The following is a 23,810-nucleotide window of genomic DNA, read 5'->3' as shown; positions in this document are numbered from 1 at the left end:
CTCTCCTGCCACGCCGGCGGCTTGCGTGGTCAGCGCAGACCAGAGCCGTCGCGCAGGGCCAGCTGGATGAGACGGTCCACCAGCGGCCCGTAGTCGAGGCCACTGGCCGCCCACATCCGCGGGAACATCGACATCGGGGTGAATCCCGGCATCGTGTTCACCTCGTTGAGGACGATCTGCCCGGCGGGGGTGACGAACATGTCCACCCGTGCCAGCCCGGCGCAGTCGAGCGCCTCGAACGCGGCGACAGCCGTCGCACGCACCTGCTCGCTCATCGCGGCCGGCAGGGCGGCCGGCACGTCGAAGCGGGCACCGTCGGAGACGTACTTCGCCTCGAAATCGTAGAAGCCGGCGGACGACGTCACCACGACCTCGGCCGGTGCGCTGGCCTCCGGCCCCGAGCCGTCCAGGCGGTCCAGCACGCCGCACTCGATCTCCCGGCCCCCGACCGCCGCTTCGACGAGCACCTTGGGGTCGCTGGCGCGGGCCGCCTTCAGCGCGGTGTCCAGGTCGGCCCAGGCGTCGACCCGGCTGATCCCGATGCTGGAGCCCCCGCGCGCGGGCTTGACGAAGACCGGCAGCCCGAGCCGGTCGCGGTCCTCCTCGGTGAGGCGCTGTTCCGGCCGCAGGACGCTGTAGGGACCGACCGGAAGCCCGGCGCTGGCCAGGATGCGCTTCATGTGGTGCTTGTCCATGGCCGCGGCGCTCGCGAACACGCCGGAGCCGACATAGGGCAACCCGCTCATCTCCAGCAGGCCCTGAATGGTGCCGTCCTCGCCGAACGGTCCGTGCAGGAGAGGGAAGACCACGTCAATGGGGCCCAGGTCCCGCAGGGTGGCCACCGGGTCACGGACCAGCAGGCGGGCGGTGGTCGGGTCTGGCGGAAGGGTCACGCCAAGACCGGCCGTCGCGTCGACGGTGGGGAGGTCGGCACCCGCCGCGGTGAGGGTGGGGCTGTCGTCGGGCACGACGACCCAGCGGCCCTCGGTATCGATACCGACCGGGATCACGTCATAACGGGACCGGTCCAGAGCCCGCAGGACTCCGCCGGCCGACACGCACGAGATCGCGTGCTCCGTACTGCGCCCGCCGAACAGAAGAACGAGCCGAGTCCTGCGCGTGGAGGCTCCCATGCCGGGACAGTAGCCGATGCCTGCCTGCCCGGCGCTACGGGGCCCGTGCGACCGGCCAGGGTTTCACCAGCCCGGCGAGGACGCCACCACGGGGCTCCTGGGCCCCGCCTGGCCAGCCGATCAGGCTGACCGGTGCAGGTCAGCCGCGGCTGACCTTGCCCGCCTTCAGGCAGGACGTGCACACGTTGAGCCGCTTGGGCGTCCGGCCGACCATGGCGCGGACGGTCTGGATGTTGGGGTTCCAGCGACGGCGGGTGCGCCGGTGGGAGTGGGAGACCGACATGCCGAAGCCCGGCCCCTTGCCGCAGACGTCACACACCGAAGACACGAGAACACTCCGTCAATAGCGATTGGGTCAATAGCGATGGCCGGGAATCACCGGCCGCTCTAGCCTGTAGTCGACTGTGAGGCTACCCTAGCAACGCCCAATCACGACGGGCCGGCCCGCGCGGGCCGATGCCCTGTGCCGCTCCGAGCCCGGCGGGCCACGCTCCGGTGCCGTGAAGGTGGCTGGGGCGGCGAAGGTGGCTGGGGCGGCGGGAACTGTCGGTGGCCAGGTGCACTATGCATGGTGTGCTCGATCTCGACTCGCCGCTGAAGGGGCCTCTCGGCGCCCGCTCCGCTGCGCTTCTCGCCAGCGAGCTGGATCTGCTGACGATCGGTGATCTCCTCAACCATCTTCCCCGGCGCTATCACGAGCGCGGCGAGCTCACCGACCTGAACGAACTCGTGGTGGGTGAGATCGCCACGGTACAGGCACGGGTCACGAAGGTCGTCGTGCACAAGGCCCGGCGCGACCCGTCCGAGCGGGCGCGCCGGCGGGAGAACGGCCGGCTGGAGATCACCGTCACCGACGGCAACGGCCAGCTCTCCCTGGTCTTCTTCAACCAGCAGTGGCGGGCCAAGGCGCTCGTCCCCGGAACGACCGCGATGTTCGCGGGCAAGGTCGCCGAGTTCCGGGGGCGCCGCCAGCTCATCCACCCCGAGGTGCACCTGCTCGACGGCCCCGCCGACCCGGAGGAACCCGGCGGTGAGCGGGGCGGCGATGGCGGAGCCGAAGCCAGCGAGACCAGTGCGGCCGGCGAGCGGCCGGTCGACTTCGCCGGCTCGCTGGTCCCGATCTATCCGGCCACGGCCAAGGTCGCGAGCTGGACCATCGTCCACTGCCTGCGGCTGGTCTTCGACTCGCTCGGCGAGATCGACGATCCGTTGCCGGGCCCGGTGCGTGCCCGGCACCGGCTGGTCGGGCTTCGGCGGGCCTACGAGCTCGTCCACCGGCCCGCCTCGCGGGCTGAGGTGGCCGCCGCCCGCGTCCGGCTCAAGTGGGACGAGGCCATGGTGGTCCAGGTGGCCCTGGCCCGCCGCCGTCGCCAGGCGGAGCTGGTCGCGACCGAGGCCCGGCCGGGCCGGCCCGGCGGGCTGCGTGACGCCTTCGACGCCGGGCTGCCCTACGACCTCACCGAAGGCCAGCGCTCGGTCGGCGAGACCATCGATGCGGAGATGGCCAAGGCCTACCCCATGCACCGGCTGCTGCAGGGCGAGGTCGGTTCGGGCAAGACCGTCGTCGCTGTGCGGGCGATGCTGACGGCGGTCGACTCGGGCGGCCAGGCTGCGTTGCTGGCACCCACCGAGACGCTCGCGTCCCAGCATCACCGCAGCCTGCTCGCCCTGCTCGGTGACCGGGCCCGCGCCGGCGAACTCGGCGTCGACGGCCCGGCGACCCGGATCGCGCTGCTGACCGGGTCGATGCCCGCGCGGGCCCGGCGCGAGGCGCTCGCCGCGATCGCCGACGGCAGTGTGGGCCTCGTCGTCGGCACCCATGCGCTGCTCGGCGCGGATGTCACCTTTCGCGACCTCGCGCTGGTCGTGGTCGACGAGCAGCACCGGTTCGGGGTGGAACAGCGCGACGAGCTGCGCTCCCGCGGCCGCCGGCCTCCTCATCTGCTGGTCATGACCGCCACGCCCATCCCGCGCACGGTCGCGATGACGGTCTTCGGTGACCTCGAGGTCTCCGTGCTGGACCAGCTCCCGGCCGGCCGGTCCCCGATCTCGACGTTCGTCGTCCCCGAGGTGAACACGGTGCTGATGACACGGATGTGGGGGCGCGTGCGGGAGGAGGTCGCCGCCGGGCACCAGGCGTACGTGGTGTGCCCGCGGGTCGGCGAGGGAACGGAGGACGACGCCGAGTCCGGTCTTGCCGAGCCCGGTGCCGCCGGCAGGCAGGACGGCGACCGCGCGTGGGGCGGCGCCGGCGAACAGAGCGGCCCCGGCGAGCGGGTCGGCGCGACAGTCACCGAGACGCTGCCCCGGCTGGCGGCGGGGGAGCTCGCCGGTCTGCGGGTCGAGGGCCTGCACGGGCGGATGCCGGCAGCGGTCCGGGAGGACGTGATGACCCGCTTCGCGGCGGGCCAGGTCGACGTGCTGGTGGCGACCACCGTCATCGAGGTCGGCGTCGACGTCCCGAACGCCACCGTGATGATCGTGCTGGACGCTGACTGGTTCGGTGTGTCCCAGCTTCACCAGCTCCGCGGGCGGGTCGGGCGTGGCCGGGCTCCCGGTGTCTGTCTGCTGCAGACCTGCGTCGAGGCGGCGGCGCCGGCCGCCGAGCGGCTGCGCGCCGTCGCCTCGACCACGGATGGCGCTCAGCTGGCGCTGCTCGACCTGGCGCAACGCCGGGAGGGCGACGTCCTGGGCGCCGCCCAGTCGGGCGGCCGCCGATCCCTGCGCCTGCTGGAGCTGCTGCGGGACGAGGACCTCATTCTCGCCGCGCGCGAGGAGGCCGCCACGATCGTGGCCGAGGATCCCGAGCTCCGGTCGCTCCCGGTGCTGCGCCGCCAGCTCGCCGAGGCGCTGGACGAGACGAGTGTGGCCTTCCTGGAGAAGGGTTGACCCGGCAGTGACGCGGATCGTGGGTGGGCGGGCCGGTGGACGGCGCCTGGTCGTGCCACCGGGCGGCACGACGAGACCGACGTCCGACCGGACGAGGGAAGGTCTGTTCAACACCCTGGCGACCCTGATCGACCTGACTGGCGCCCGGGTGGCTGATCTCTACGCGGGCTCCGGTGCCGTCGGCCTCGAGGCGTTGTCCCGCGGAGCGGCCCACGTCCTGCTGGTCGACAGGGATCCGGGCGTCGTACGGGTACTGCGCCGCAACGTCGAGGCGCTCGGGCTGCCCGGCGCCGAGGTGGTCCGCTCGCCTGTCACGCGGGTGGTGGAGGTCGATCCGGCCGAGCCGTACGACGTCGTCTTCCTCGACCCGCCCTACGCCCTGCCCGACGCCGAGGTCGGCGTCGTGCTGGGGCGGTTGGCCAGCGGCGGGTGGCTGGCGGGAGGCGGTGTCTGCGTGGTCGAGCGGGCAGCCCGGGGGGCGCCCGTGACCTGGCCTGACGGGATTGTCGCGCTCCGTGAGCGCAGGTACGGAGAGGGTGTCCTCTGGTACGGTAATCGATCATGAGGAGGGCAGTCTGTCCTGGATCGTTCGACCCCATCACCAATGGTCACCTCGACATCATCGTCAGGGCCAGCAGGCTCTTTGACGAGGTCGTCGTGGCCGTTGGGATCAACAAGACGAAGGCCACCCTGTTCACGATCGACGAGCGGATGGATTTCATCCGGCAGGCGGTGCGAAGTCATCCCGACTCGCCCACCAACGTCGTCGTGGACACGTCGCATGGCCTGCTGGTCGACTTCTGCCGTGTGCGGGGGGTCCAGTCCATCGTCAAGGGCCTGCGTGCGGTGAGCGACTTCGACTACGAGCTCCAAATGGCGCAGATGAACAACTCGCTGGCGGGAGTGGAGACGCTGTTCATGAGCACCAACCCGCAGTACGCGTTCCTCTCGTCGAGCCTGGTGAAGGAGGTCGCGCGCTACGGCGGCGACGTGTCGGGCCTGGTGCCCGACATCGTGCTCAAGGGACTGCGCGACCGCTCGGCCTCGTAAGCACCCACCCTCGGAGTCCGGCCACCCTCCCTGTCCGCGGTGCTCGTCGCGGGTCGGGAGGCTGGCCCTTCGGGGGTTGCCGCATCCGTGTGATACGTGCGGGTTGCGGTCGAAGCGTCACGTTGCGCTGATTTCGGGCTTCTGTGTCTCCGTGGTCGGTCCACGTGCGTTAGCGGAGTGTCGCTACCGGGTGCCCCGGCGACCGGTCGTAACCTACCGGTCATGGACGATCTCGCTGAGCGCCTCGATCTGATCATCGCCCTGGTCGAGGGTGCGCGGGCGATGCCGCTGTCGGCGTCCTGCGTGCTCAACCGGGCCGAGATGCTGGAGGCTCTGGAGGATCTGCGGGCCCGGCTGCCCGAGCGGCTCGCGGACGCCGACCGGATCCTGGCGGACAGCGAGTCGATCATCGATGACGCGCACCGCCAGGCCTCGGCCATCGTCGCCGACGGCCGCCGGGAGGGCGCACGCCTTGCCTCGGGCAGCGCCGTCGTGGTCCAGGCCCAGTCGGACGCGGCGTCGATCATGGCTGCCGCCCGCCGGGAGTCCGAGGACATGCGTAGCCAGATCGACGCCTACGTCGACGGGAAGCTCGCCGGCTTCGAGGAGCTGCTCGACCGCACGCTCATCTCGGTGACCCGGGGGCGGGAGCGCCTCGCCTCGCGGGCGGCGATGGCCAGTGCGGCCAGTGCGGCCGGTGCTCGCGGCATGGTCGGCTCGGCTGACCCGTCCGGAGCCGAGATGGGCGTGGGTGGGGCGCGTGCGGGCGGGGCCGGACCGGCCGGCGGCTGGGCCGGTGGCGATCAGCACGTGATGGTTCCCCGGCAGGGGGAGTCCGGGGGCTACGGGCCCGCCGGCTACGGGCCCGCCGGCGAGCTGGAGGAGCCGGCCCGCGCCGACGCGGCAGATTTCGACGCCGACGGGCCCAGGGGTGGCGTCGGCCTGGCCGGCGCCCCCGGGAGGGCCGCCACGGCGCCGGAGGCCGAGCTCTCCCAGCGCGGGGAGCAATGGGGCGGGATGCCGGCGGCGCGCGGCGGCATGACGGGTCATGTCCGGCTGACATCGGGTGCCGGAGCGCCGATCGGATAGGCTGGTTGTCCGTGCCCGGTGACGTGGGTGCGCACTCCCGTCCGGATCCGGTCTGTTCCACGCCGGCCCGGGCTGGCCGGCGGGTTCGCCGGCCGCTCGTCGCTGGCCTCCGCCGGCTGCCGGGAGGGGTGGGGCGGGCGATCTCCGATCGGTACGATCGGTTCCCTGCTCTCTGGTCAGTCCCGCAACGACCGCGACGTGAGAACATCTGCTGTGACAGCCATGACCACACAACGAGTACGTCGACGCGCCCCTCGGGGTCCCTACGTGCTTGACACCCGTGAACTCGGCCGCCGGCCGGGTTCGCTTCGTCGTGTCGAGACCACGATCGTCCAGCCGTCCGACTTCGGCACCGAGATGCTGCGGGTGCCCGCGGGCGCCACGGTGGCGCTCGACCTGAGGCTCGAGTCGGTCATGGAGGGAGTCCTGGTGAGCGGCGTCGTCACGGCGCCGCTGTCGGGGGAGTGCGGCCGCTGCCTGGATGAGGTCAGCGACACGGCATCCGTCGAGATCAGGGAACTGTTCTACTACCCCGACCGGGTGGTCGAGACCGAGGACGAGGACGACATCGGAGTCCTTGTCGACGATCATGCCGACATCGGGCCGGTGGTGCGTGACGCGATGGTGCTCAGCCTGCCGCTGTCGCCGGTCTGCCGTCCGGACTGTGCCGGCCTGTGCGTCGACTGCGGCGCCCGCCTCGACGAGGTCGGCCCGGACCATTCCCATAACCGGCAGGATCCAAGATGGGCGGCGCTGTCCGGCCTCGCCGCGGATCCCGCCATCACCGAGAACAAGGAGAAGGACTAGTGGCCGTCCCGAAGCGGCGCACCTCGCGCAGCAACACCCGGTCTCGTCGCGCGCAGTGGAAGGCCAAGGTGCCGACGCTGGCGAAGTGCGCCCGTGGCCATGTGATCCGCCCGCACAACGCGTGCCCGACCTGTGGTCGCTACAACGATCGTCAGGTGCTCGACGTCTGACGACAGTGTGGCGCGCATCGCTGTCGACCTGGTCGGTGAGGGTCTTCCTCCGGAAGGTGCCCTCGACGAGCTGATCACTGCGCTGGCCGGCGATCCGCAGCTGACGCTGACCGTGGTGGCGCCCACGGGCGACGTCGAACCGGTGGCCGCCGCGCGGGGGCTTCTCTCCGGTGGGCGTGTCCGGTTGGTCGACGCCCGACGCGGCGTGGCACCGGGTCCGGACGCGCTGCGTGAAGTCCGTGCCCGCCGCGACAGCGGCGTGCGGATCGCTGCCCGGCTCGTGCGGGACGGGCAGGCCGACGCGATGGTGTCGTTGGCGCCCCTGGAGGCCGTCCTGGCCGCGGCCAGATTCACCTTTGGCCTCGTCCCGGGGGCTACCAGGGCCGCTGCGGCTGTCACCCTCCACCTCAGTCCTGGCGGTCTCGGTCCCACCGGCAGGCCGGTGGTCCTGTGTGATGCCGGGGGTTCGGTTGACGTCACCGCGGATGAGCTCGCTCAGTTCGCCCTGGTCGGGGCCCGTCTCTCCCGGGCTCGGCACGGCGTCGACAGTCCGCGGGTCGGTCTGCTGTCGGCGCGTCCGGCGCTGCTCGACCCGCTGCGCCGCTCCGCCGGCGATCTGCTGGCCTCGCTCGGCGTCGACTTCGTCGGGCCGGTGACCGCCGACAGGCTCCTCACCGGGGCGGGAGCCGATGTCGTCGTCACCGACGGGTTCACCGGGGACGTCCTGCTCGCCGCGCTGGGGCCGTCCATCGGCGGGGCGCCGGACGGGCCGGGCCGAGCTCCGGGGCAGGCGGACACTTCGCAACCTCAGGGGGGAATGATCGTGCTGGGAGTGGACGGGACAGCCGTCCGGGTGGGTGACCTGCCCGTGGTCGGACCGGTACCGCCGGGAGCGCTGCCCGCGGCCGTCGGTGCGGCGGTCGGCGCGGTGCGTGCGGGGCTCGCCGGATCGGTCCGTGACGCCATGGCGACGCTCGTCGAGCGCCGCCGGGAGCTGGCGGGGCTGTCCTGATGAGCCGGGCTCAGTCGGTTCCCCCGCCGCGGGAAGGGCTCGTCGAAGCGTTGCAGGTCAACGTCGATCCGGAGCTGCTCGACCGGGCGCTGACCCACCGGTCCTACGCCTACGAGAACGGCGGCCTGCCGACCAACGAGCGGCTGGAGTTTCTGGGCGACGCGGTCCTCGGGCTCATCGTGACCGCAGCGCTGTTCCGCCGCCACCCTGATCTGCCGGAGGGCCAGCTGGCGAAGCAGCGTGCCTCGGTGGTCAACATGCGCGCGCTCGCCGAGGTGGCACGGCGCCTCGGCCCGACCGGAATCGGGCCGTACCTGCTGCTCGGCCGCGGCGAGGAGGCGACCGGCGGGCGGGACAAGCCCAGCATCCTCGCGGACACGCTGGAAGCCGTGATCGGCGCGGTCTACCTCTCGAACAGCCTCGACGTCGCCTCCGACTTCGTCCACCGGCTGTTCGACCCGCTGCTCGACGAGGCAGCCGGCCGCGGCGCGGGCCTGGACTGGAAGACCTCACTGCAGGAACAGACGGCGCTGCTCGGGCTCGGGCCGCCGGACTACGTGGTCACCGAGGCCGGCCCGGATCACGCAAAACGGTTCACTGCCTTCGCGCGGGTCGCCGGTGAGGTTCTCGGCGAGGGCGAGGGCGGTAGTAAGAAGGAAGCCGAGCAGCGGGCCGCGGCTACGGCCTTCGCCGTGCTGGAGAAGCGGTCGGCCGAGAGCGCTGGAGCCGAACTGCGTCAGGACGCAGAGCGCCCGGTAGACGCGGCCGGCGACAGCACTGCCACCACTGTCGGCACTCCGGCCGGAGACGCAGGGGCCAGGGCGGGCGAGCCCCGATGATCGCTTCCGCGGCGCGCGCCACCGGTGATGCCTGAACTTCCGGAAGTCGAGGTCGTCCGGCGCGGGCTGGAACGAGGGGTGGTCGGCCGGACGATCGCGCAGGTGGAGGTGCGCCACCCCCGGGCCGTCCGTCGTCACGCCGCCGGTGCCGATCACTTCGAGGCCACGCTGGCCGGGCGGACGATGGTCTCCGCGTCGCGCCGCGGCAAGTACCTGTGGCTGGGCCTCAGCCCGGCCGCCGTGAACGGTGTGAGTGGTGTGAGCAGCGTGAACGAGGCGAACAACGCCGGCGAGGCGCTGCTGGGTCACCTCGGGATGAGCGGGCAACTCCTCGTGGTCCCCGCGGACAGCCCGGATCAGGTTCATCTGCGCGTTCGTCTTCGCTTCACCGACGGCGGGCGTGAGCTGCGCTTCGTCGATCAGCGGACGTTCGGTGGCCTCTGTGTCGTCCCGGGTTCGGAGCTGCCGGTGACCATCGCCCACATAGCGCCAGATCCCCTCTCCGCGGAGTTCGACCCCGATCACTTCGTCGCCGCGCTGCGCCGGCGCCGGACCGGCCTCAAACGCGCGCTGCTCGACCAGACGCTGATCAGCGGTGTCGGCAACATCTACGCTGACGAGGCACTCTGGGCGGCCGGCCTGCACTACGCCCGCCCGACCGAGTCGGTGACCCGGGCGGAGGCCATCCGCCTGCTTGAAGCCGTCCGCACGGTGATGACGGCGGCGCTTGCCGCGGGTGGGACGTCCTTCGACCGGCTGTACGTCTCGACCGAGGGTGTCAGTGGCCTGTTCGAGCGATCCCTGACGGTCTATGGACGCGGCGGCCAGGAGTGCTCGCGGTGCGGGGGGCTCATCCAGCGGGACGCGTTCATGAACCGCTCCAGCTTCACCTGCCCGGTGTGCCAACCGAGGCCGCGCCGTGCGCGATGGTAAAGTCGAACACACATTCGATTCAGCCTCGTTCATGGCCGTGACCGGGGGCTGACGGTGGAAGCCGGCTGAAGGCGTTCCGTGAGGGAGCCCCACCGGCAGGCTGTCGTCCCGGGTTCGGCGAGGCCGTACAGACGGTGTCCTCTTCTGGTATCCACTCCGGAGGAGGACCGTGGACGGAGGCGCCATGAATCCCGATGCTCTGCTTGGCCGCGTCCGCAAGCTGCTGGCGATGGCGGAGGCCGAGGGCCTGCCCGACGCGGCTCGGGAGAACTACAACGCCAAGGCCGCGGAGCTCATCGCCCAGTACGGGATCGACCGTGCGTTGCTGGAGGACGCCGCTCCAGCGGGTGCTGTCGCCGGCGACGTCGTGATGGGCATCGACGCGCCCTACGCGCGGGACAAGATCTCGTTGCTCGCCAGCGTGGCGGACCCGCTGGGCTGCCGGCTCGTCCACCGCACGCAACCCGCGGGCTCGGGCACGGCCCACGCGGCTCACCTGTTCGGCATGGCAGGTGACATCGAACGTGTGCAGATGCTGTTCACGTCGCTGCTCGTCCAGCAGGCGCACGGCCTCGCCGCGGTGCACCCACCCCGCTGGGAGGACCCGCGGGCCTTCCGGCGATCCTGGATGGCGGGGTTCTCCGTCGCGGTGCGAGACAGACTCGCCCAGGCCGAGGAGGCGGCGCGCCGCCGCGCCGAGGGAGCCGAGAAGCCGCCGGCGGCGGACGGAACGCCCGAGCGGCGGTCTGTCGCCGTGGTACTGGCGAGCAGGGAGGGTGTCGTCGACGCTCACCTGGCGCGCGTCTACCCGCGCCTGCGCACGACCCGGGCGCGTCAGCTCTCGGGATCGGGCGGCCGTGACGGCTATCGGGCCGGTCAACGGGCAGATCTGGGGGAGGGGCGGCGCGTACCGGCGCGGCGCGGAGCGAGACCAGAGCTCGGCTGACCGGCGGGAGCGGGTGACCTGCGCGGGGCACGACTCGACTCCGCCTTGGAAGACGAGCCCAGGTGCGGACGGCGTGAGCGGAAATCTGATCGAATCGGCGTGGCGGTGAAGCCACGCCGATCAGCCTGACTGACCTACAGCTTGCCACCAGGCAGGTTGGGGACGGCGGTCTGCGTCGGGCGCTCACCGCGGGGCGGTGCGTAGCCCGGGCCGATCACCGGCTCGGACGGCACGGCGGCCGGCGTCACAGTGGAGCCCTCGGTGCTGGCGTGCGGCACCGGGATCACTCCGCCGTCCTGCTCGAAGTTCTGACCACAGCCGGAGAGGAGGAGTGCGACCCCCATCGAACACACGGCGGCCATGCACGCCAGCGACCGTCGCCGCCCTGATCGCCCAGGGATGCGCACATGATCACCAACGGTGCTGCCGTTCGACGGCGTCCCCGGATCGCGCCCCGCCGGAAGGGTGGCCTCGGTGCCCCTGTTGAGCTGCGCGCTCTCGATGTACATGGTGTCCACAATGGCTAGTACCCTACCGCTCCGATGAACGAGATTCGCGAGACGAAGGGCGCCTCCGGCAGGGACGTGGTCCGCCTCACCGCGCGGGTCGAAGGTCTGGTTCAGGGCGTCGGGTTCCGTGACTACGTGCGTACCAAGGGGCGCCGTATGGGTCTTGTCGGGTCTGCGACGAATTTGCCGGATGGTGCGGTCGCAGTGATCGCCGAGGGCGAGCGGGGAGCCTGCGAGGCGCTGCTGGAGCTGCTCGTGACCGGGCACACCCCGGGGCGCACGGATCGCGTCGATCATGTATGGAGTGACCCGCGGGGCGGATTGGACGGGTTCCTTCGGCGCTGAACGCGCATCCGGGCTCGATTGAACGAGTGAGTAAACCGCGGCGACGTCCGCGCGAACGGAGTCGAACTTCACAGAGAAGGCCGCGTTGGCGCAAGTCTGCTTTTGCTCAACGAGACCATGCGATCACAGTGGCGACGATGCGATCATTGCTGCGCCTGGATGTGGGGTCGCGACCTGCTTTCCCTGCGCCTGCAGATGATCGTTGCTGGTGGCAGGCCCGATCGGGGGAGGCGGCGGGCGCCGAACAAGCCAGGTGTCGACGCCGCCACATGGACGAAGCGCGGACGAACCTGCTGCGTCTGGTCCCGCGTCATGTGTCCCGTGAGGTGTACGACAGCGGCGATTTTCTGATGTTCGGCGGACCGTGCGTGGGGCTTGTGGCATGCTCTTGACTTTCGGTCGCCTGGCGTGGGATTCTTAGGTCATTCTCTGGGGCGCGCTCTGATCCTTCTGATCTCGTCGCCCCAACATCCCGCTAGGTCACTCATCGTGGAGGACCATCACCATGGCGAAGGCCCTTTTCGGCCACGTCGGTTCTGGCAGCGACATGCGTCTCTCGTACGAGGTACGCCGTCTTCGTGCCCGGGTGGCGGAGCTTGAGGCTGAGCTCGCGCGCGTCCGGGCAGTGAACGAGGCACTCGTCGACGGGGTCGACGTCCCCGCTGACGTGCGTTCACTCGAGGTCGAGCCCGCGCTCACCTGATCCGGCTCCGCAGGTACACACATCCCGGGCACTTCGGGTGCCCCATATGCAATGTCGTGCACGGTGAGGGCCCCTTGTCTCTTGCCGGGCAGGGATCCTTCATGCCCAGTGCTGCCTCCTTGGGGGTTTGTTCTCGGCGAGGAGGGGGCGTGCTCGGCGCGGCGAGGCCTTGTTGTGCCATTTTTCGATCACTAGAAGTGGTCGTAGTGTCACTTGGAGTGGCTTCTGTCGTTCCGGGTGAGTCATCCGAGGTGCCGGTCTTCTGCTGATCCGACTGATCCGCGGAGGGTCCGGGCCCGGTGTCGAGTGTCCGGCGACGGGTGTGTCCGAGTTGTCGCACACGTTGGCGGTTCGCGCCTGTGTGCGCTGTGAGCTCCTGACGCCGGGCGTAGCTGCGCCGAGCTGGCGGCCGTTCGTGGCGGCCGTTGCGATGGCGGGGAGCTGCTGCAGGCGGAATGTCGCAGGTCACCCGACCTGTGTCCGGGGTGCCTGAGCGGGGTGCGGGGCCTCGCTCGGTACCATGAGCGGGTCGAATGTCGACTGATCTTCGTCCGGGCCGGCGGTTGCCGGCCCGGCCACGACTTTTCGTCCCTCCGCCGCCCGGAGCCCGGTGCATCTCAAAAGTCTCACCCTGCGGGGTTTCAAGTCCTTCGCGAGCTCGACCACCTTGCATCTCGAGCCCGGCATCACCTGTGTCGTGGGCCCCAACGGGTCGGGCAAGAGCAATGTCGTCGACGCGATCGCCTGGGTGCTGGGCGAGCAGGGCGCCAAGGCGCTGCGTGGCGGCACGATGTCGGACGTCATCTTCGCCGGCACGCCGTCCCGCCCCGCGCTGGGCCGCGCCGAGGTGCTGCTGACGATCGACAACACTGACGGCGCGCTGCCGATCGAGTATTCCGAGGTGACCGTCGGGCGGCTGATGTTCCGCAGCGGCGAGAGCGAATACACCATCAACGGCACAACCTGCCGCCTCCTGGACATCCAGGAGCTGATGAGTGACTCCGGGATCGGGCGCGAGCTCCACGTGGTCGTGGGGCAGGGCCAGCTCGATGCCGTGCTGCACGCGCGCCCCGAGGACCGCCGAGCGTTCATCGAGGAGGCGGCGGGCGTCCTCAAGCACCGCAAGCGCAAGGAGAAGGCGCTGCGCAAGCTTGAGGCGATGGCGGCGAACCTGACGCGCCTCACCGACCTGTCCGCCGAGCTGCGACGGCAGCTCGGGCCGCTGGGCCGCCAGGCGGAGATCGCCCGCAAGGCCGGAGTGATCCAGGCTGCCCTGCGCGACGCCCGGCTGCGGCTGCTGGCTGACGACCTCGCCGCGTCCCGGGCCGCGATCGTCTCCGACGCGGCGGACGAGGAGGCGCTGCGGACCCGCGTCACGCGGACCGAGCGGGTGCTGGCCGACGGCCAGCGGCGGGAGGCGGAACTCGAGGCCCAGCTCGCCGCGGCCGTGCCGCGGGCGGCGCGGGCGGCGGAGACCTGGTACGGCCTCGCTTCCGCCCGGGAGCGGCTGCGGGGCAGCCGATCGCTCGCGGCCGAGCGGTCGCGGCTGCTGGGGGCCGCCGAGGAGCACCGAGGCGGCCGTGACCCGGAGGAGCTCGAGCAGGAGGCCATCGCGGTCCGGGAACAGGAGCTCGCGCTGACCGAGCGGCTGGAGCTGGACCGTGAGACTCTCGACGAGGTGATGGCCCGCCGGGGCTCCCTCGAAGAGCTGCTGGCACAGGAGGAGAAAGCCTTGCTCGCCGCCGCGAAGGCGGCGTCGGATCACCGCGAGACCCTGGCCCGGCTCGCGGGGCGGGTGGAAGCGGCCCGTTCGCGTGCCGCGGCCGCCGAGGCCGACATCATCCGGATGACCGAGGCGTTGCAGGCAGCGCACGCGCGGGACGAGGAGACTGCGGGTTCCCGCTCGGCGCTCGACGCGGAGCTTGCGCGGATCGAGACCGCACGGGAAGAGCTGGCCGAACGGCACGGCGAGGCCGTTGTCGTGCACGGCGCGGCAAGCGAACGCCTGGATGCGCTCCGCGACGCCGAGCGCGCGGCGGAGCGTGACCGGGCTTCCTGGCAGGCGCGCCGGGAAGCCCTCGAACTGTCCCTCGCTCCTGCTGACGGCGCCAGCGCACTGTTGACCGCGGCCGTGACGGCCAGCGAACGCGCGGCGGCGGGGATTCGTCCGGACGATCCGGAGACGGCGTCCACCTCCGAACTGTCCGCCTCCGAACCGGCGACCGCCGCCGACCCGCCGACCGTCGCCGCGACGGTCGCAGCCACGGCAGCGCGCGCCGGATCCACGACATCCACTGCCACCGAGGCCGGCCGCCAGGGGCGGGGAGGGAAGAAGCGGCACGGGCGCGGTGCCCGCCGCGACGAGCCGGACACCGTCGTCGAGCTCCCGCCGCTCGATCCGTCGGTCGAGATCATCGGGCGGCTGGCCAGCTTCGTCACCGTCGCGCCGGGCGCACAGGCGGCAATCGCGGCGGCACTGGGTCCGGCCGCGGACGCGTTGCTGGTGGGCGCCCCGCAGGATGCTCTCGCGGCGCTGCGCTGGCTGCGCGGATCGGACGCCGGCCGGGCGGCGCTCGTGGCGGCAGACCCACCGCGCACCGACCGCGGGGAGCCATCCGGGGAAGCCTTGTCCGGAAATGGGCTGCCTGCCGGATCCGTTCCGGCGTTCGACCTGGTCACGGTGGTCGATGCACGCTATGAGGCCGCGGTCCGGGATCTTCTCGCAGACACCGTCGTCGCGGACGATCTGGGGGTGGCCGGGCAGGTCCTCGCCTGCCACCCCCAGACGACAGTCGTCACCAGGGACGGCGATCTGCTGGGCCCGCGGGCGGCGCTGGGCGGCAGCGCCACGCCGCCATCGGTCCTGGAGGTCCAGGCCGCCGCGGACGAGGCAGACCGCGGGGCGATCGAGGCCCTGGCCCGCCGGGAGGCATCCCGTGAGGACCTGGGCCCGGCCCGTGAGGCCGTGGAGCGGGCCCGCGCGGCCATTGACGCCGCACTCGCCGAGCGGCACGGGGCAGACGCACGGCATCGGGCGCTGTCCGAGCATCTCGCGCAGATCGACCGCACCCGGGGCGCCGCCGCCGGTGAGATCACCCGCCTGGAGCGGTCCAGACTCGCGGCGGAGACCGCGCGCGACCAGGCCTACGGGGCGCTTACCGAGCTGGAGGGCGAGCTTGCGGCCAGCTCTGCCGAACCGGATGCCGGTGAGCCTTCGCAGACGGAGCGGGACCGCCTGGTGGCGGCGACCTCGGCGGTCCGCGCGGCAGAGGTCGAGGCGCGGCTGGCGGTGCGCACCAGCGAGGAGCGGGTGCGGGGGCTGCACGGCCGCGCCGAGGCGCTGATGCGGACCGCCGCGAGCGAGCGGACGGCGCGGGCCGCCGCCGCCGCGCGCCGCGAGGTGCGGGAACGCCAGTCCGCCACCGCGGCCGCACTTGCCGCCGCGGCGGACACCGCACTGGTGGCGCTCGAGGACTCGCTCGGCGCCGCGGCGGCCGAGCGCGAGACGGCGGAGGCGGCTCGCCGGGAGACCGAGGCCGAACTCGGTACCGTCCGCGAACAGGTGCGCGGGTGGGCGAACGAGCTGGCGACCCTGCGCGACGCCGCGCACCGCGACGATCTGGCGCGCGCCGAGAAGCGGCTGCGCGTCGAGACTCTGGAGGCCAAGACCCTCGAGGAACATGGGGTCGCCGCGGATGACCTGATCGCCGAGTTCGGCCCGGACGTTCTGGTGCCACCCGACGAACCGGACGGCCAGCCCGTCCCGTTCGACCGCGCGGAGCAGGTGACCCGGGCGGGCCGGGCCGAGAAGCAGCTGGCCCGGCTCGGGAAGATCAACCCGCTGGCGCTGGAGGAGTTCGCCGCCCTACAGGAACGCGCGGCGTTCCTCTCCACCCAGCTGGACGATCTGAAGAGCACCCGGCGGGACCTGCTCCTTGTGGTGGACGAGGTGGACGCGCGGGTCCGCGAGGTGTTCGCGACGGCGTTCGCCGACACCGCCCGCGAGTTCGAGATCGTCTTCGCCACGCTGTTCCCGGGTGGCGACGGCCGGCTCGTCCTGACCGACCCGGAGAACATGCTGACCACCGGTATCGAGGTGGAGGCACGTCCGCCGGGGAAGAAGGTCAAGCGGCTGTCGCTGCTCTCGGGCGGCGAACGGTCGCTGACGGCCCTCGCCCTGCTGCTCGCGATCTTCCGCGCCCGGCCGTCGCCGTTCTACGTTCTGGACGAGGTGGAGGCGGCGCTCGACGATCGCAACCTCGGCCGGCTGCTGAACGCCGTCGAGGGACTGCGGGAGAAGTCGCAGCTGATCATCATCACCCACCAGAAGCGCACGATGGAGATCGCCGACGCGCTCTACGGCGTGGCGATGCGCGGCGACGGCATCACGACGGTGATCAGCCAGCGCCTGCGGGCCCGCGCCTCGGCCTGACCAGGTGCTGGAACCACCCCGTCCGGGTACCTCGTTCGCGGTGGCGCGGGGGGTGGACGAGCGATCGTTGCGCCGCGATCTGTAAGGATCGTGTCGTGGAGCTGGTCATCCTCATCGTTCTCATCGCCGTTGCCCTGGTGGGTGTGGTCGGCCTCGTCGCCGGCAGCGCCCTGCGAGGGCGCACCCGCCGGGGCCCGCGTGGTCTGGGCCACGCTGGCAGGCACGGGGGTACCGAGCCACCAGATTCCGTTGCCGGCACCCTCGGCGATGCCCCGCCGGTCCTGCCTACGGGCGAGACCCGGCCGGATCTGCCCGGTTCGACGGCGGTCGGGACGCCCGCGCCCGTCGAGGAGGCGGGGCTGGCACCTGCCGTCCCCGCCCCCGCCGGCGAGATCTCCGCCGAGCCGGAGATCATCTCCCCGCGTACCCCGCTGGACGTCCCCGCCCCGGCGCTCGGCCGGATGGTGCGCCTGCGGGCCCGGCTTGCCCGTTCCCAGAACGCTCTGGGCCGTGGCCTGCTCGCGTTGCTGTCCGGGGACAACCTGGACGAGGAGACCTGGGAGGACGTGGAGGCCACGCTCCTGGTCGCTGACGTCGGCGTCGCGGCGACCACGGAGATGGTGGAGGCCCTGCGTGAGCGCACCAGGGTTCTGGGCGCCCGCACCGCGGCCGACGCCCGCGCCATGCTGAGAGACGAGCTGCTCGCCCAGGTCGGCACCACGATGGACCGCTCGTTGCGCACCTCGGCGCCCGACCGGCCCGCCATCGTGCTGGTGGTGGGTGTCAACGGAACCGGTAAGACGACCACCTGCGGGAAGATCGCCCGGCTGCTGGTCGCGGACGGACGGTCGGTCGTGCTCGGCGCCGCGGACACCTTCCGAGCCGCCGCGGCGGACCAGTTGGAGACCTGGGGCGGCCGGGTCGGTGCGACGACCGTCCGCGGCGCGGAGGGCGCCGACCCGGCGTCGGTCGCGTTCGAGGCCGTGAAGCGTGGGATCGAGGACAGCGCGGACACAGTGCTCGTCGACACCGCCGGCCGGCTGCACACGAAGGTCGGCCTGATGGACGAGCTGACCAAGATCAAGAGGGTGGTCGGCAAGCAGAGCCCGGTGGACGAGGTGCTGCTGGTGCTGGATTCGACCACCGGCCAGAACGCGCTCGTCCAGGCGCGGGTGTTCACCGAGGCCGTCGACATCACCGGCGTCGTGCTGACCAAGCTTGACGGCACAGCCAAGGGCGGGATCGTCATCGCGGTACAGCGCGAGCTGGGCGTGCCGGTCAAACTGATCGGTCTCGGCGAGGGCCCGGACGACCTCGCGCCGTTCGAGCCCGAGGCCTTCGTCGACGCACTCGTGGGCGACTCCGCCTGACCGCCTGACCGCCTGACCGCCGGGCCGCCTGACCGCCGGGCCGCCTGGCCCTGATCCGTCTCGTCTGGCCCGTCTGGTCCGCCTCTCCTGACCTCTGCGGACGCAGGGACCACATTCCGGGGCGTCCGCGCTCTTCCCCTGTGGGCGGGTGCGGATCTACGCTTTCCGCGTACGCGGATCCGCCGGGCTCGGTGCTCTCTCGGCGTCAGCGCCACACTGGTTTCCAGGCCGTCCTGGTCTCCCGTGCTGCCTGGTGTCCGGACTGCACCGGGTTCGCCCACGATCCGCGGCCAGCCGCCGCCCAGGCCTTGTCCCTGGTCCATCCAGTCGGGCTTGTGAGCCTCCGGCGAGGTGTCTCGCCCTCCTCAGCGCAGAGGGCGGAGCCGGCCGGCGTCATGCCGGGTTCCGTGCGGGCACGCCTCGCCGGGCTGGGCGGTGCTGCCGTGCGGCCCGCGGGGAGCGCCACCGCCGCGCGGCCCCCGGTTCCGGATCAGCGGGTGATGCGTACGCTGGTGGCTGCGGTCCGTCTGCGATCTCGGAGTGTGTGCGCGTGTTCGACACCCTTTCCAGCCGCCTCGACAAGGTCTTCACGTCGCTGCGTGGCCGGGGGCGGTTGACCGACGCCGACATCGACGCCACCGCCCGTGAGATCCGGGTGGCGCTGCTGGAGGCCGACGTCGCCCTGCCGGTCGTCCGCAGCTTCGTCGCGGCGATCCGTGAGCGCGCCCGTGGCGCCGAGGTCAGTACATCGCTGAATCCCGCGCAGCAGGTCATCAAGATCGTCAACGAGGAGCTCGTCGCCGTTCTCGGCGGCGGGACGACCACGTTGCGCTTCGCCAAGACGCCGCCCACGGTCATCCTGCTGGCGGGCCTGCAGGGAACGGGTAAGACCACGCTCGCCGGCAAGCTCGGCCGGTGGCTGAAGGCCCAGGGGCACACCCCGCTGCTCGTGGCCGCCGACCTGCAGCGCCCGAACGCAGTGAACCAGCTTCAGGTCGTCGGCGCGCGGGCCGGCGTCGAGGTGTTCGCGCCCGAGCCCGGCAACGGCGTCGGCGACCCGGTGCGTGTCGCTCGGGACGCACTCGCGCACGCCCGCCGGCAGGTCTTCGACGTGGTCCTCGTCGACACCGCCGGCCGCCTGGGCGTCGACGAGGAGATGATGCGCCAGGCCGCCGACATCCGGGACGCGGTCTCTCCGGACGAGATCCTCTTCGTCCTCGACGCGATGATCGGTCAGGACGCCGTCTCCACGGCCCAGGCGTTCGCCGACGGGGTGGGCTTCTCCGGCGTCGTGCTGACCAAGCTCGACGGTGACGCCCGCGGTGGCGCCGCGCTGTCCGTGGCCCGGGTCACCGGGGCCCCGATCATGTTCGCCTCGACGGGTGAGTCGCTCGAGGACTTCGACGTCTTCCACCCCGAGCGGATGGCCTCCCGCATCCTCGGCATGGGCGACGTCCTGACGCTCATCGAGCATGCCGAGAAGGCCTTCGAGGTCGAGCAGGCCGAGGCGATGGCCGCCAAGATGGCCGCCTCGGAGTTCACCCTCGAGGACTTCCTCGAGCAGATGCTCACCGTGCGCAAGATGGGCCCGATCGGCAACCTGCTGGGGATGCTGCCGGGGATGGGCCAGATCAAGGACCAGCTGGCCCAGGTCGACGACCGCGATCTCGACCGGGTCGTCGCCATCATCCGGTCCATGACCCCGGCCGAGCGGCAGGACCCGAAGATCCTGCAGGCTTCCCGCAAGGCCCGGGTGGCCCGCGGTTCCGGTGTCACGGTGACCGAGGTCAACCAGCTGCTGGACCGCTTCGGTGAGGCCCGCAAGATGATGAAGCAGATGGCGGGCGGCGCCGGCCTCCTCCCCGGGATGGGGCGAGGGAAGGCCGCGCAGGCACGCAAGGCGGTCAAGAAGGGCAAGGGCGCGCGGCGCAGCGGGAACCCGGCGGCTCGGGCGGCCCAGGCGCAGGAGCGCCGCACCGGCCAGGACGGCACGCCTGCCCTCGGTCCGGGCGTCGGCGGGGCCGACCTGGAGGGGATGCCCGACCTCGCGGCCCTCATGCAGCAGCACGGGATCGGCGGGGGCAACGTCGGCGGGAGTGGCCCCGGCGCCGGCGGGAACCCGGGGCGCGGGTCCCGGAAGGGCCGCTGATTTCCACCGCGGGGTGGTGTTCGCGCGGTGTTCTCCGGGTCCCTTCGAGCGTGGCGAGCCCCCGGGCGTTGTCCCGGCGGGTGATCTGGCAGACTGTAAGGTCATACAGGCCTTGCCTGCCGGCGTCGGTGTGGCCGCTCGGGTCAGCTCCCTGAGGGAGTTCCGTTGCGGTCGGCCGCCGGCGGTGCTCTCCCGCCATCGGGGCGCCACGGTCCTCCCGTGTGTTCCGGTGGTCACCGATATGTCTGGAGTCGTTCGACCACCGTGGCAACAAAGATCAAACTTCAGCGCCTCGGCAAGATGCGCGAGCCGCATTACCGCATCGTCATCGCCGACGCCCGCACCAAGCGGGACGGCCGTGTCATCGAGGCCATCGGGCAGTACCACCCGAAGTCCGACCCGAGCATCATCAAGGTCGACGCGGACCGTGTCGGGCACTGGCTGTCCGTCGGCGCCCAGCCGACCGAGCCGGTCCTGGCGATCCTCAAGGTCACCGGTGACTGGCAGAAGTTCAAGGGCCTTCCCGCCCCTGAGCCGATGAAGCTCCCGGCACCGAAGCCCGACAAGCGCGAGGTCTTCGCCGAGGCGGCGCGGGCGGCGGCCGCGGCCGACGACAAGCCGGCGACCACCCCGAAGAAGGCCAAGAAGGCGGCCGCTGCCGACGGCGCCGAGGCGGCGCCGGCAGAGCCGGCCGCGGGGCAGTAAGTGCTCGAGGCGGCTCTCGAACATCTCGTCCGCGGCATCGTCGACTATCCCGACGATGTCCGGGTCGATCTGTCGAGCAACCGGCGCGGCCGGACGCTGGAGGTACGGGTCCATCCCGACGACCTCGGCAAGGTCATCGGTCGCCGCGGCCGGACCGCCCGGGCGTTGCGTACCGTGATGGGCGGTGTGGGCGGTCGCGGTCTGCGCATCGACGTCGTCGACGTGGACCGTTGATGCCCGCTGTCGGCACCCGTGGGCACGCTGCCGCGTCCCATGGGTGAACCCGTCGTCGTCGGGCGGGTCGGGCGTCCCCACGGCATCCGTGGGGATGTGACGATCGACGTCCGTACCGACCTTCCGGAGCGGCGTTTCGCGCCCGGGTCCGCCCTGGTCCGCCGGGCTGCGGAGAACCGGGCGGTGGGCACGCCCTCCACCGGGAACGGTCCCGAGACGGGAGAGGGGGCCGCGCCGCCGAACGCCGCCACTGTGCCGCCCTTCGGGTCGGTCCTGTGGGTGGAGACCTCCCGGTGGCATTCCGGGCGTCTGTTGGTGCGGTTCGCCGGGGTCGCTGACCGTCGTGCCGCCGAGGCGCTGCGGGGCAGTCTGCTGACCATCGACTCCGACGAGTCCGGTCCGCCGACGGTGGCCGGTGAGGACGACGACGGTGAGACCTGGTGGGATCGTGACCTGGTCGGCCTGCAGGCACGGACTCCCGACGGCGTGGTGCTGGGGGACGTCGCCGACGTCGTTCACTCCCCGGCGGGCGAGATCCTCGCGATCAGCCGTGCGGGCGGTGGGGAGTACCTGGTCCCGTTCGTCCGCGAGATCGTGCCGACCGTCGACCCGAAGGCCGGCCACATCGTGGTCGACCCGCCGCCGGGCCTGCTCGACCTCGACTGACCTCGCGGCGCGACTGTCTACCGGGCAGCACGGCTGATCTGCCGTGCATGACGGATCTGCCGGCGCGGCGCCGCGGCAGGGCTCGGCAGGTTGTCCTTCCGGGCCGCGGCACACCTCAGGCACGAAGGCAGCGGATGCGCATCGACGTCGTGACGATCTTTCCGGAGTACCTGCGCCCGCTGGAACTGGCCCTGGTCGGGCGGGCGGCGGCGCGGGACCTGGTCGACATTCACACGCACGACCTGCGGCAGTGGACGCACGACATCCACCGCACGGTCGACGACTCGCCCTACGGCGGCGGGCCCGGCATGGTGATGCGGCCCGAGCCGTGGGACGGCGCGCTTCGCGAGATCTGCGAGCGTGATCCGTCCCGCCGGCCCCGGGTGGTCGTCCCCACGCCGGCCGGGAGGACGTTCACCCAGAGCTACGCCGCTGAGCTTGCCGCGCAGGACTGGCTTGTCTTCTGCTGCGGCCGCTACGAGGGCATCGACGGCCGTGTGGTCGACGCATGGGCGGACGACGAGATCTCGATCGGGGACTACGTGCTGGCCGGGGGAGAGGCTGCCACGCTGGTCATCGTCGAGGCGGTCACGCGGTTGCTGCCGGGAGTGGTCGGTAACGCGGAGTCGCTCACGGACGACTCCTTCGCGCATGGCCTCCTCGAGGGGCCGGTCTACACCCGTCCGCCGGTCTGGGAAGGGCGTGCGGTGCCGGAGATCCTGCGCTCCGGCGATCACGCGGCCATCGCCCGGTGGCGGCGGGACGAGGCGCTGCTGCGCACCGCCCGCCGGCGCCCCGAGCTGCTGGAACGCGTCGATCTGTCGGAACGGGATCGCTCGGTGCTGGCACGGCCTGCTCCGGTGGACCCCGCTCCGGTGAACTCCGGCCCGGTGAGCCTCGGTCCGACGGGCAGCACAGGCTGACCGGAGTGGGGCTACCGACCGGACACCGCATTCGTGTGGCACAGTAGGATGCAGTGTCCGCCGGTTCATGACCGACGCTGTTCACTGACCTTGTCCGCTGGCACTTACCATCGATGGCACCGTCCACAGATGGCGACTGTCCGCTCACACTGTCGGTCGGCGTTGTCGGTCCGACGAACCGGCGCACCCCACTGGACCGCTCGCCTGGTCCCCGCTGTCCTGGCTTTCCGCCGTTCTGGCGTCCGCCCGCCCGGCTCCGTGCCGGGGCGGCGGCGCGCGCCATGTGGCCGGAGGGCCCAGGTAGCTGACCGGGCACGGCCCTGGGCCCGTTCGATGTATTTGCCTGTGACAACCCTGAGGAAGCGACTGCCATGCACACCCTGGACAGCCTCGACGCCGAGTCGCGCAGGACGGACGTGCCGGAGTTCTGGCCGGGCGACACCCTGAAGGTCCACGTGCGCGTGGTCGAGGGCAACCGCCAGCGCATCCAGGTCTTCCAGGGCGTGGTGATTCGCCGCCAGGGAGGCGGCGTTCGGGAGACCTTCACAGTCCGCAAGGTCAGCTTCGGTGTCGGTGTGGAGCGGACCTTTCCCCTCCACAGCCCGATCGTGTCGCGGATCGAGATCGTGACCCGCGGTGACGTCCGTCGGGCGAAGCTCTACTACCTGCGCCAGCTTCGCGGCAAGGCCGCCAAGATCAAGGAGAAGCGCGAGCCGGTCGGCCGCTGATCTTCCCGGGTGGGTCGTCCACCGGTGTCCCCCTCGGATCGGACACCGGGCGACTTGCCGGGTGCGAAACCACTCCACCGCGCGCGCGGTGCATCAGGATGGTCAGGCCGCGGGCTGATCTCGTCAGGTCGCGGCCCAGGCGGGTCTCTGCCTGTCTCACGACGAACGACGGCCGACC

The 23,810-nt window shown here is 71.8% G+C and carries 23 protein-coding genes; 20 read left to right on the top strand and 3 right to left on the bottom strand.

Translation table 11 applies throughout. The features are described from left to right. Positions 1-29: 29 nt before the first annotated feature. On the bottom strand, positions 30-1,133 hold the full coding sequence (locus tag AB1460_RS06700) for a D-alanine--D-alanine ligase family protein (RefSeq protein ID WP_368959727.1): 1,104 nt from the start codon (positions 1,131-1,133) through the stop codon (positions 30-32). A 139-nt stretch (positions 1,134-1,272) separates the two neighbouring features. Further along, positions 1,273-1,461, bottom strand: coding sequence for a 50S ribosomal protein L28 (gene rpmB, locus AB1460_RS06695; protein ID WP_026311627.1), 189 nt, complete (start codon positions 1,459-1,461; stop codon positions 1,273-1,275). A gap of 236 nt (positions 1,462-1,697) precedes the next feature. Here rpmB and AB1460_RS06690 point away from each other — a divergent pair, with 236 nt between their 5' ends. From AB1460_RS06690 to AB1460_RS06645, 10 genes are all read left to right on the top strand, one after another. Next, positions 1,698-4,022, top strand: coding sequence for an ATP-dependent DNA helicase RecG (locus AB1460_RS06690; protein WP_368959726.1), 2,325 nt, complete (start codon positions 1,698-1,700; stop codon positions 4,020-4,022). Positions 4,023-4,029: 7 nt separating this feature from the next. Then, on the top strand, positions 4,030-4,587 hold the full coding sequence (gene rsmD / locus AB1460_RS06685) for a 16S rRNA (guanine(966)-N(2))-methyltransferase RsmD (protein ID WP_368959725.1): 558 nt from the start codon (positions 4,030-4,032) through the stop codon (positions 4,585-4,587). Continuing rightward, positions 4,584-5,072 (top strand): pantetheine-phosphate adenylyltransferase, encoded by a 489-nt coding sequence (gene coaD / locus AB1460_RS06680; RefSeq protein WP_368959724.1) that lies wholly within the window; start codon positions 4,584-4,586, stop codon positions 5,070-5,072. The genes rsmD and coaD overlap by 4 nt, the downstream gene beginning before the upstream one ends. Before the next feature lie 222 nt (positions 5,073-5,294). After that, complete coding sequence (locus tag AB1460_RS06675; protein ID WP_368959723.1) at positions 5,295-6,161, top strand: hypothetical protein; 867 nt, start codon at positions 5,295-5,297, stop codon at positions 6,159-6,161. Between the two features lie 222 nt (positions 6,162-6,383). Next, positions 6,384-6,968, top strand: a complete 585-nt coding sequence (locus AB1460_RS06670; RefSeq protein ID WP_368959722.1) for a YceD family protein — start codon at positions 6,384-6,386, stop codon at positions 6,966-6,968. After that, positions 6,968-7,138, top strand: a complete 171-nt coding sequence (rpmF, locus tag AB1460_RS06665) for a 50S ribosomal protein L32 (protein WP_018640585.1) — start codon at positions 6,968-6,970, stop codon at positions 7,136-7,138. Before AB1460_RS06670 ends, rpmF begins: the two co-directional genes overlap by 1 nt. A gap of 7 nt (positions 7,139-7,145) precedes the next feature. Continuing rightward, positions 7,146-8,150 (top strand): phosphate starvation-inducible protein PhoH, encoded by a 1,005-nt coding sequence (locus AB1460_RS06660; RefSeq protein WP_368959721.1) that lies wholly within the window; start codon positions 7,146-7,148, stop codon positions 8,148-8,150. Beyond that, positions 8,150-8,989, top strand: coding sequence for a ribonuclease III (rnc, locus tag AB1460_RS06655; RefSeq protein WP_368959720.1), 840 nt, complete (start codon positions 8,150-8,152; stop codon positions 8,987-8,989). Before AB1460_RS06660 ends, rnc begins: the two co-directional genes overlap by 1 nt. Positions 8,990-9,016: 27 nt before the next feature. After that, positions 9,017-9,922, top strand: a complete 906-nt coding sequence (gene mutM, locus AB1460_RS06650; RefSeq protein WP_368959719.1) for a bifunctional DNA-formamidopyrimidine glycosylase/DNA-(apurinic or apyrimidinic site) lyase — start codon at positions 9,017-9,019, stop codon at positions 9,920-9,922. Positions 9,923-10,106: 184 nt separating this feature from the next. Next, on the top strand, positions 10,107-10,868 hold the full coding sequence (locus tag AB1460_RS06645; RefSeq protein ID WP_368959718.1) for a DUF2786 domain-containing protein: 762 nt from the start codon (positions 10,107-10,109) through the stop codon (positions 10,866-10,868). Positions 10,869-11,002: 134 nt separating this feature from the next. Here AB1460_RS06645 and AB1460_RS06640 read toward each other — a convergent pair whose 3' ends face one another. Then, positions 11,003-11,212 carry a hypothetical protein gene (locus AB1460_RS06640; protein WP_241829842.1) on the bottom strand — a complete coding sequence of 70 codons (210 nt, stop codon included), beginning with the start codon at positions 11,210-11,212 and terminating at the stop codon, positions 11,003-11,005. 198 nt (positions 11,213-11,410) lie between these two features. On the opposite strand from AB1460_RS06640, the gene AB1460_RS06635 reads away from it, so the two are divergent. The 10 genes from AB1460_RS06635 to rplS all read left to right on the top strand — a co-directional run bounded on the left by AB1460_RS06635 (position 11,411) and on the right by rplS (position 23,632). Continuing rightward, the gene (locus AB1460_RS06635; protein ID WP_368959717.1) at positions 11,411-11,722 is read left to right on the top strand and encodes an acylphosphatase; all 312 of its coding nucleotides are present in this window, start codon (positions 11,411-11,413) and stop codon (positions 11,720-11,722) included. A 505-nt stretch (positions 11,723-12,227) separates the two neighbouring features. Then, complete coding sequence (locus AB1460_RS06630) at positions 12,228-12,425, top strand: hypothetical protein (RefSeq protein ID WP_368959716.1); 198 nt, start codon at positions 12,228-12,230, stop codon at positions 12,423-12,425. A gap of 610 nt (positions 12,426-13,035) precedes the next feature. Further along, positions 13,036-16,857, top strand: a complete 3,822-nt coding sequence (locus AB1460_RS06625; protein ID WP_368959715.1) for an AAA family ATPase — start codon at positions 13,036-13,038, stop codon at positions 16,855-16,857. Positions 16,858-16,952: 95 nt separating this feature from the next. After that, complete coding sequence (gene ftsY / locus AB1460_RS06620; protein ID WP_368959714.1) at positions 16,953-18,227, top strand: signal recognition particle-docking protein FtsY; 1,275 nt, start codon at positions 16,953-16,955, stop codon at positions 18,225-18,227. A gap of 550 nt (positions 18,228-18,777) precedes the next feature. Next, entirely contained in the window at positions 18,778-20,376 is a 1,599-nt protein-coding gene (gene ffh / locus AB1460_RS06615) for a signal recognition particle protein (RefSeq protein WP_368959713.1), read from the top strand. Between the two features lie 264 nt (positions 20,377-20,640). After that, complete coding sequence (gene rpsP / locus AB1460_RS06610; protein ID WP_368959712.1) at positions 20,641-21,081, top strand: 30S ribosomal protein S16; 441 nt, start codon at positions 20,641-20,643, stop codon at positions 21,079-21,081. Next, on the top strand, positions 21,082-21,315 hold the full coding sequence (locus tag AB1460_RS06605; protein ID WP_006544182.1) for an RNA-binding protein: 234 nt from the start codon (positions 21,082-21,084) through the stop codon (positions 21,313-21,315). 39 nt (positions 21,316-21,354) lie between these two features. Further along, a complete protein-coding gene (rimM, locus tag AB1460_RS06600; protein WP_368959711.1) occupies positions 21,355-21,981 on the top strand; it encodes a ribosome maturation factor RimM in 627 nt (208 codons plus the stop codon). 134 nt (positions 21,982-22,115) lie between these two features. Continuing rightward, complete coding sequence (trmD, locus tag AB1460_RS06595; RefSeq protein WP_368959710.1) at positions 22,116-22,904, top strand: tRNA (guanosine(37)-N1)-methyltransferase TrmD; 789 nt, start codon at positions 22,116-22,118, stop codon at positions 22,902-22,904. A 371-nt stretch (positions 22,905-23,275) separates the two neighbouring features. Then, positions 23,276-23,632: a 50S ribosomal protein L19 gene (rplS, locus tag AB1460_RS06590; RefSeq protein WP_368959709.1), complete on the top strand. Its 357-nt coding sequence runs from the start codon at positions 23,276-23,278 to the stop codon at positions 23,630-23,632. The last annotated feature ends 178 nt before the right edge of the window (positions 23,633-23,810 follow it).

Source organism: Parafrankia sp. FMc2, assembly GCF_041008525.1.
Lineage (GTDB): Bacteria > Actinomycetota > Actinomycetes > Frankiales > Frankiaceae > Parafrankia.
Note: the sequence above shows the minus strand (reverse complement) of the source record. Positions and strands in the feature narration are given on the sequence as shown.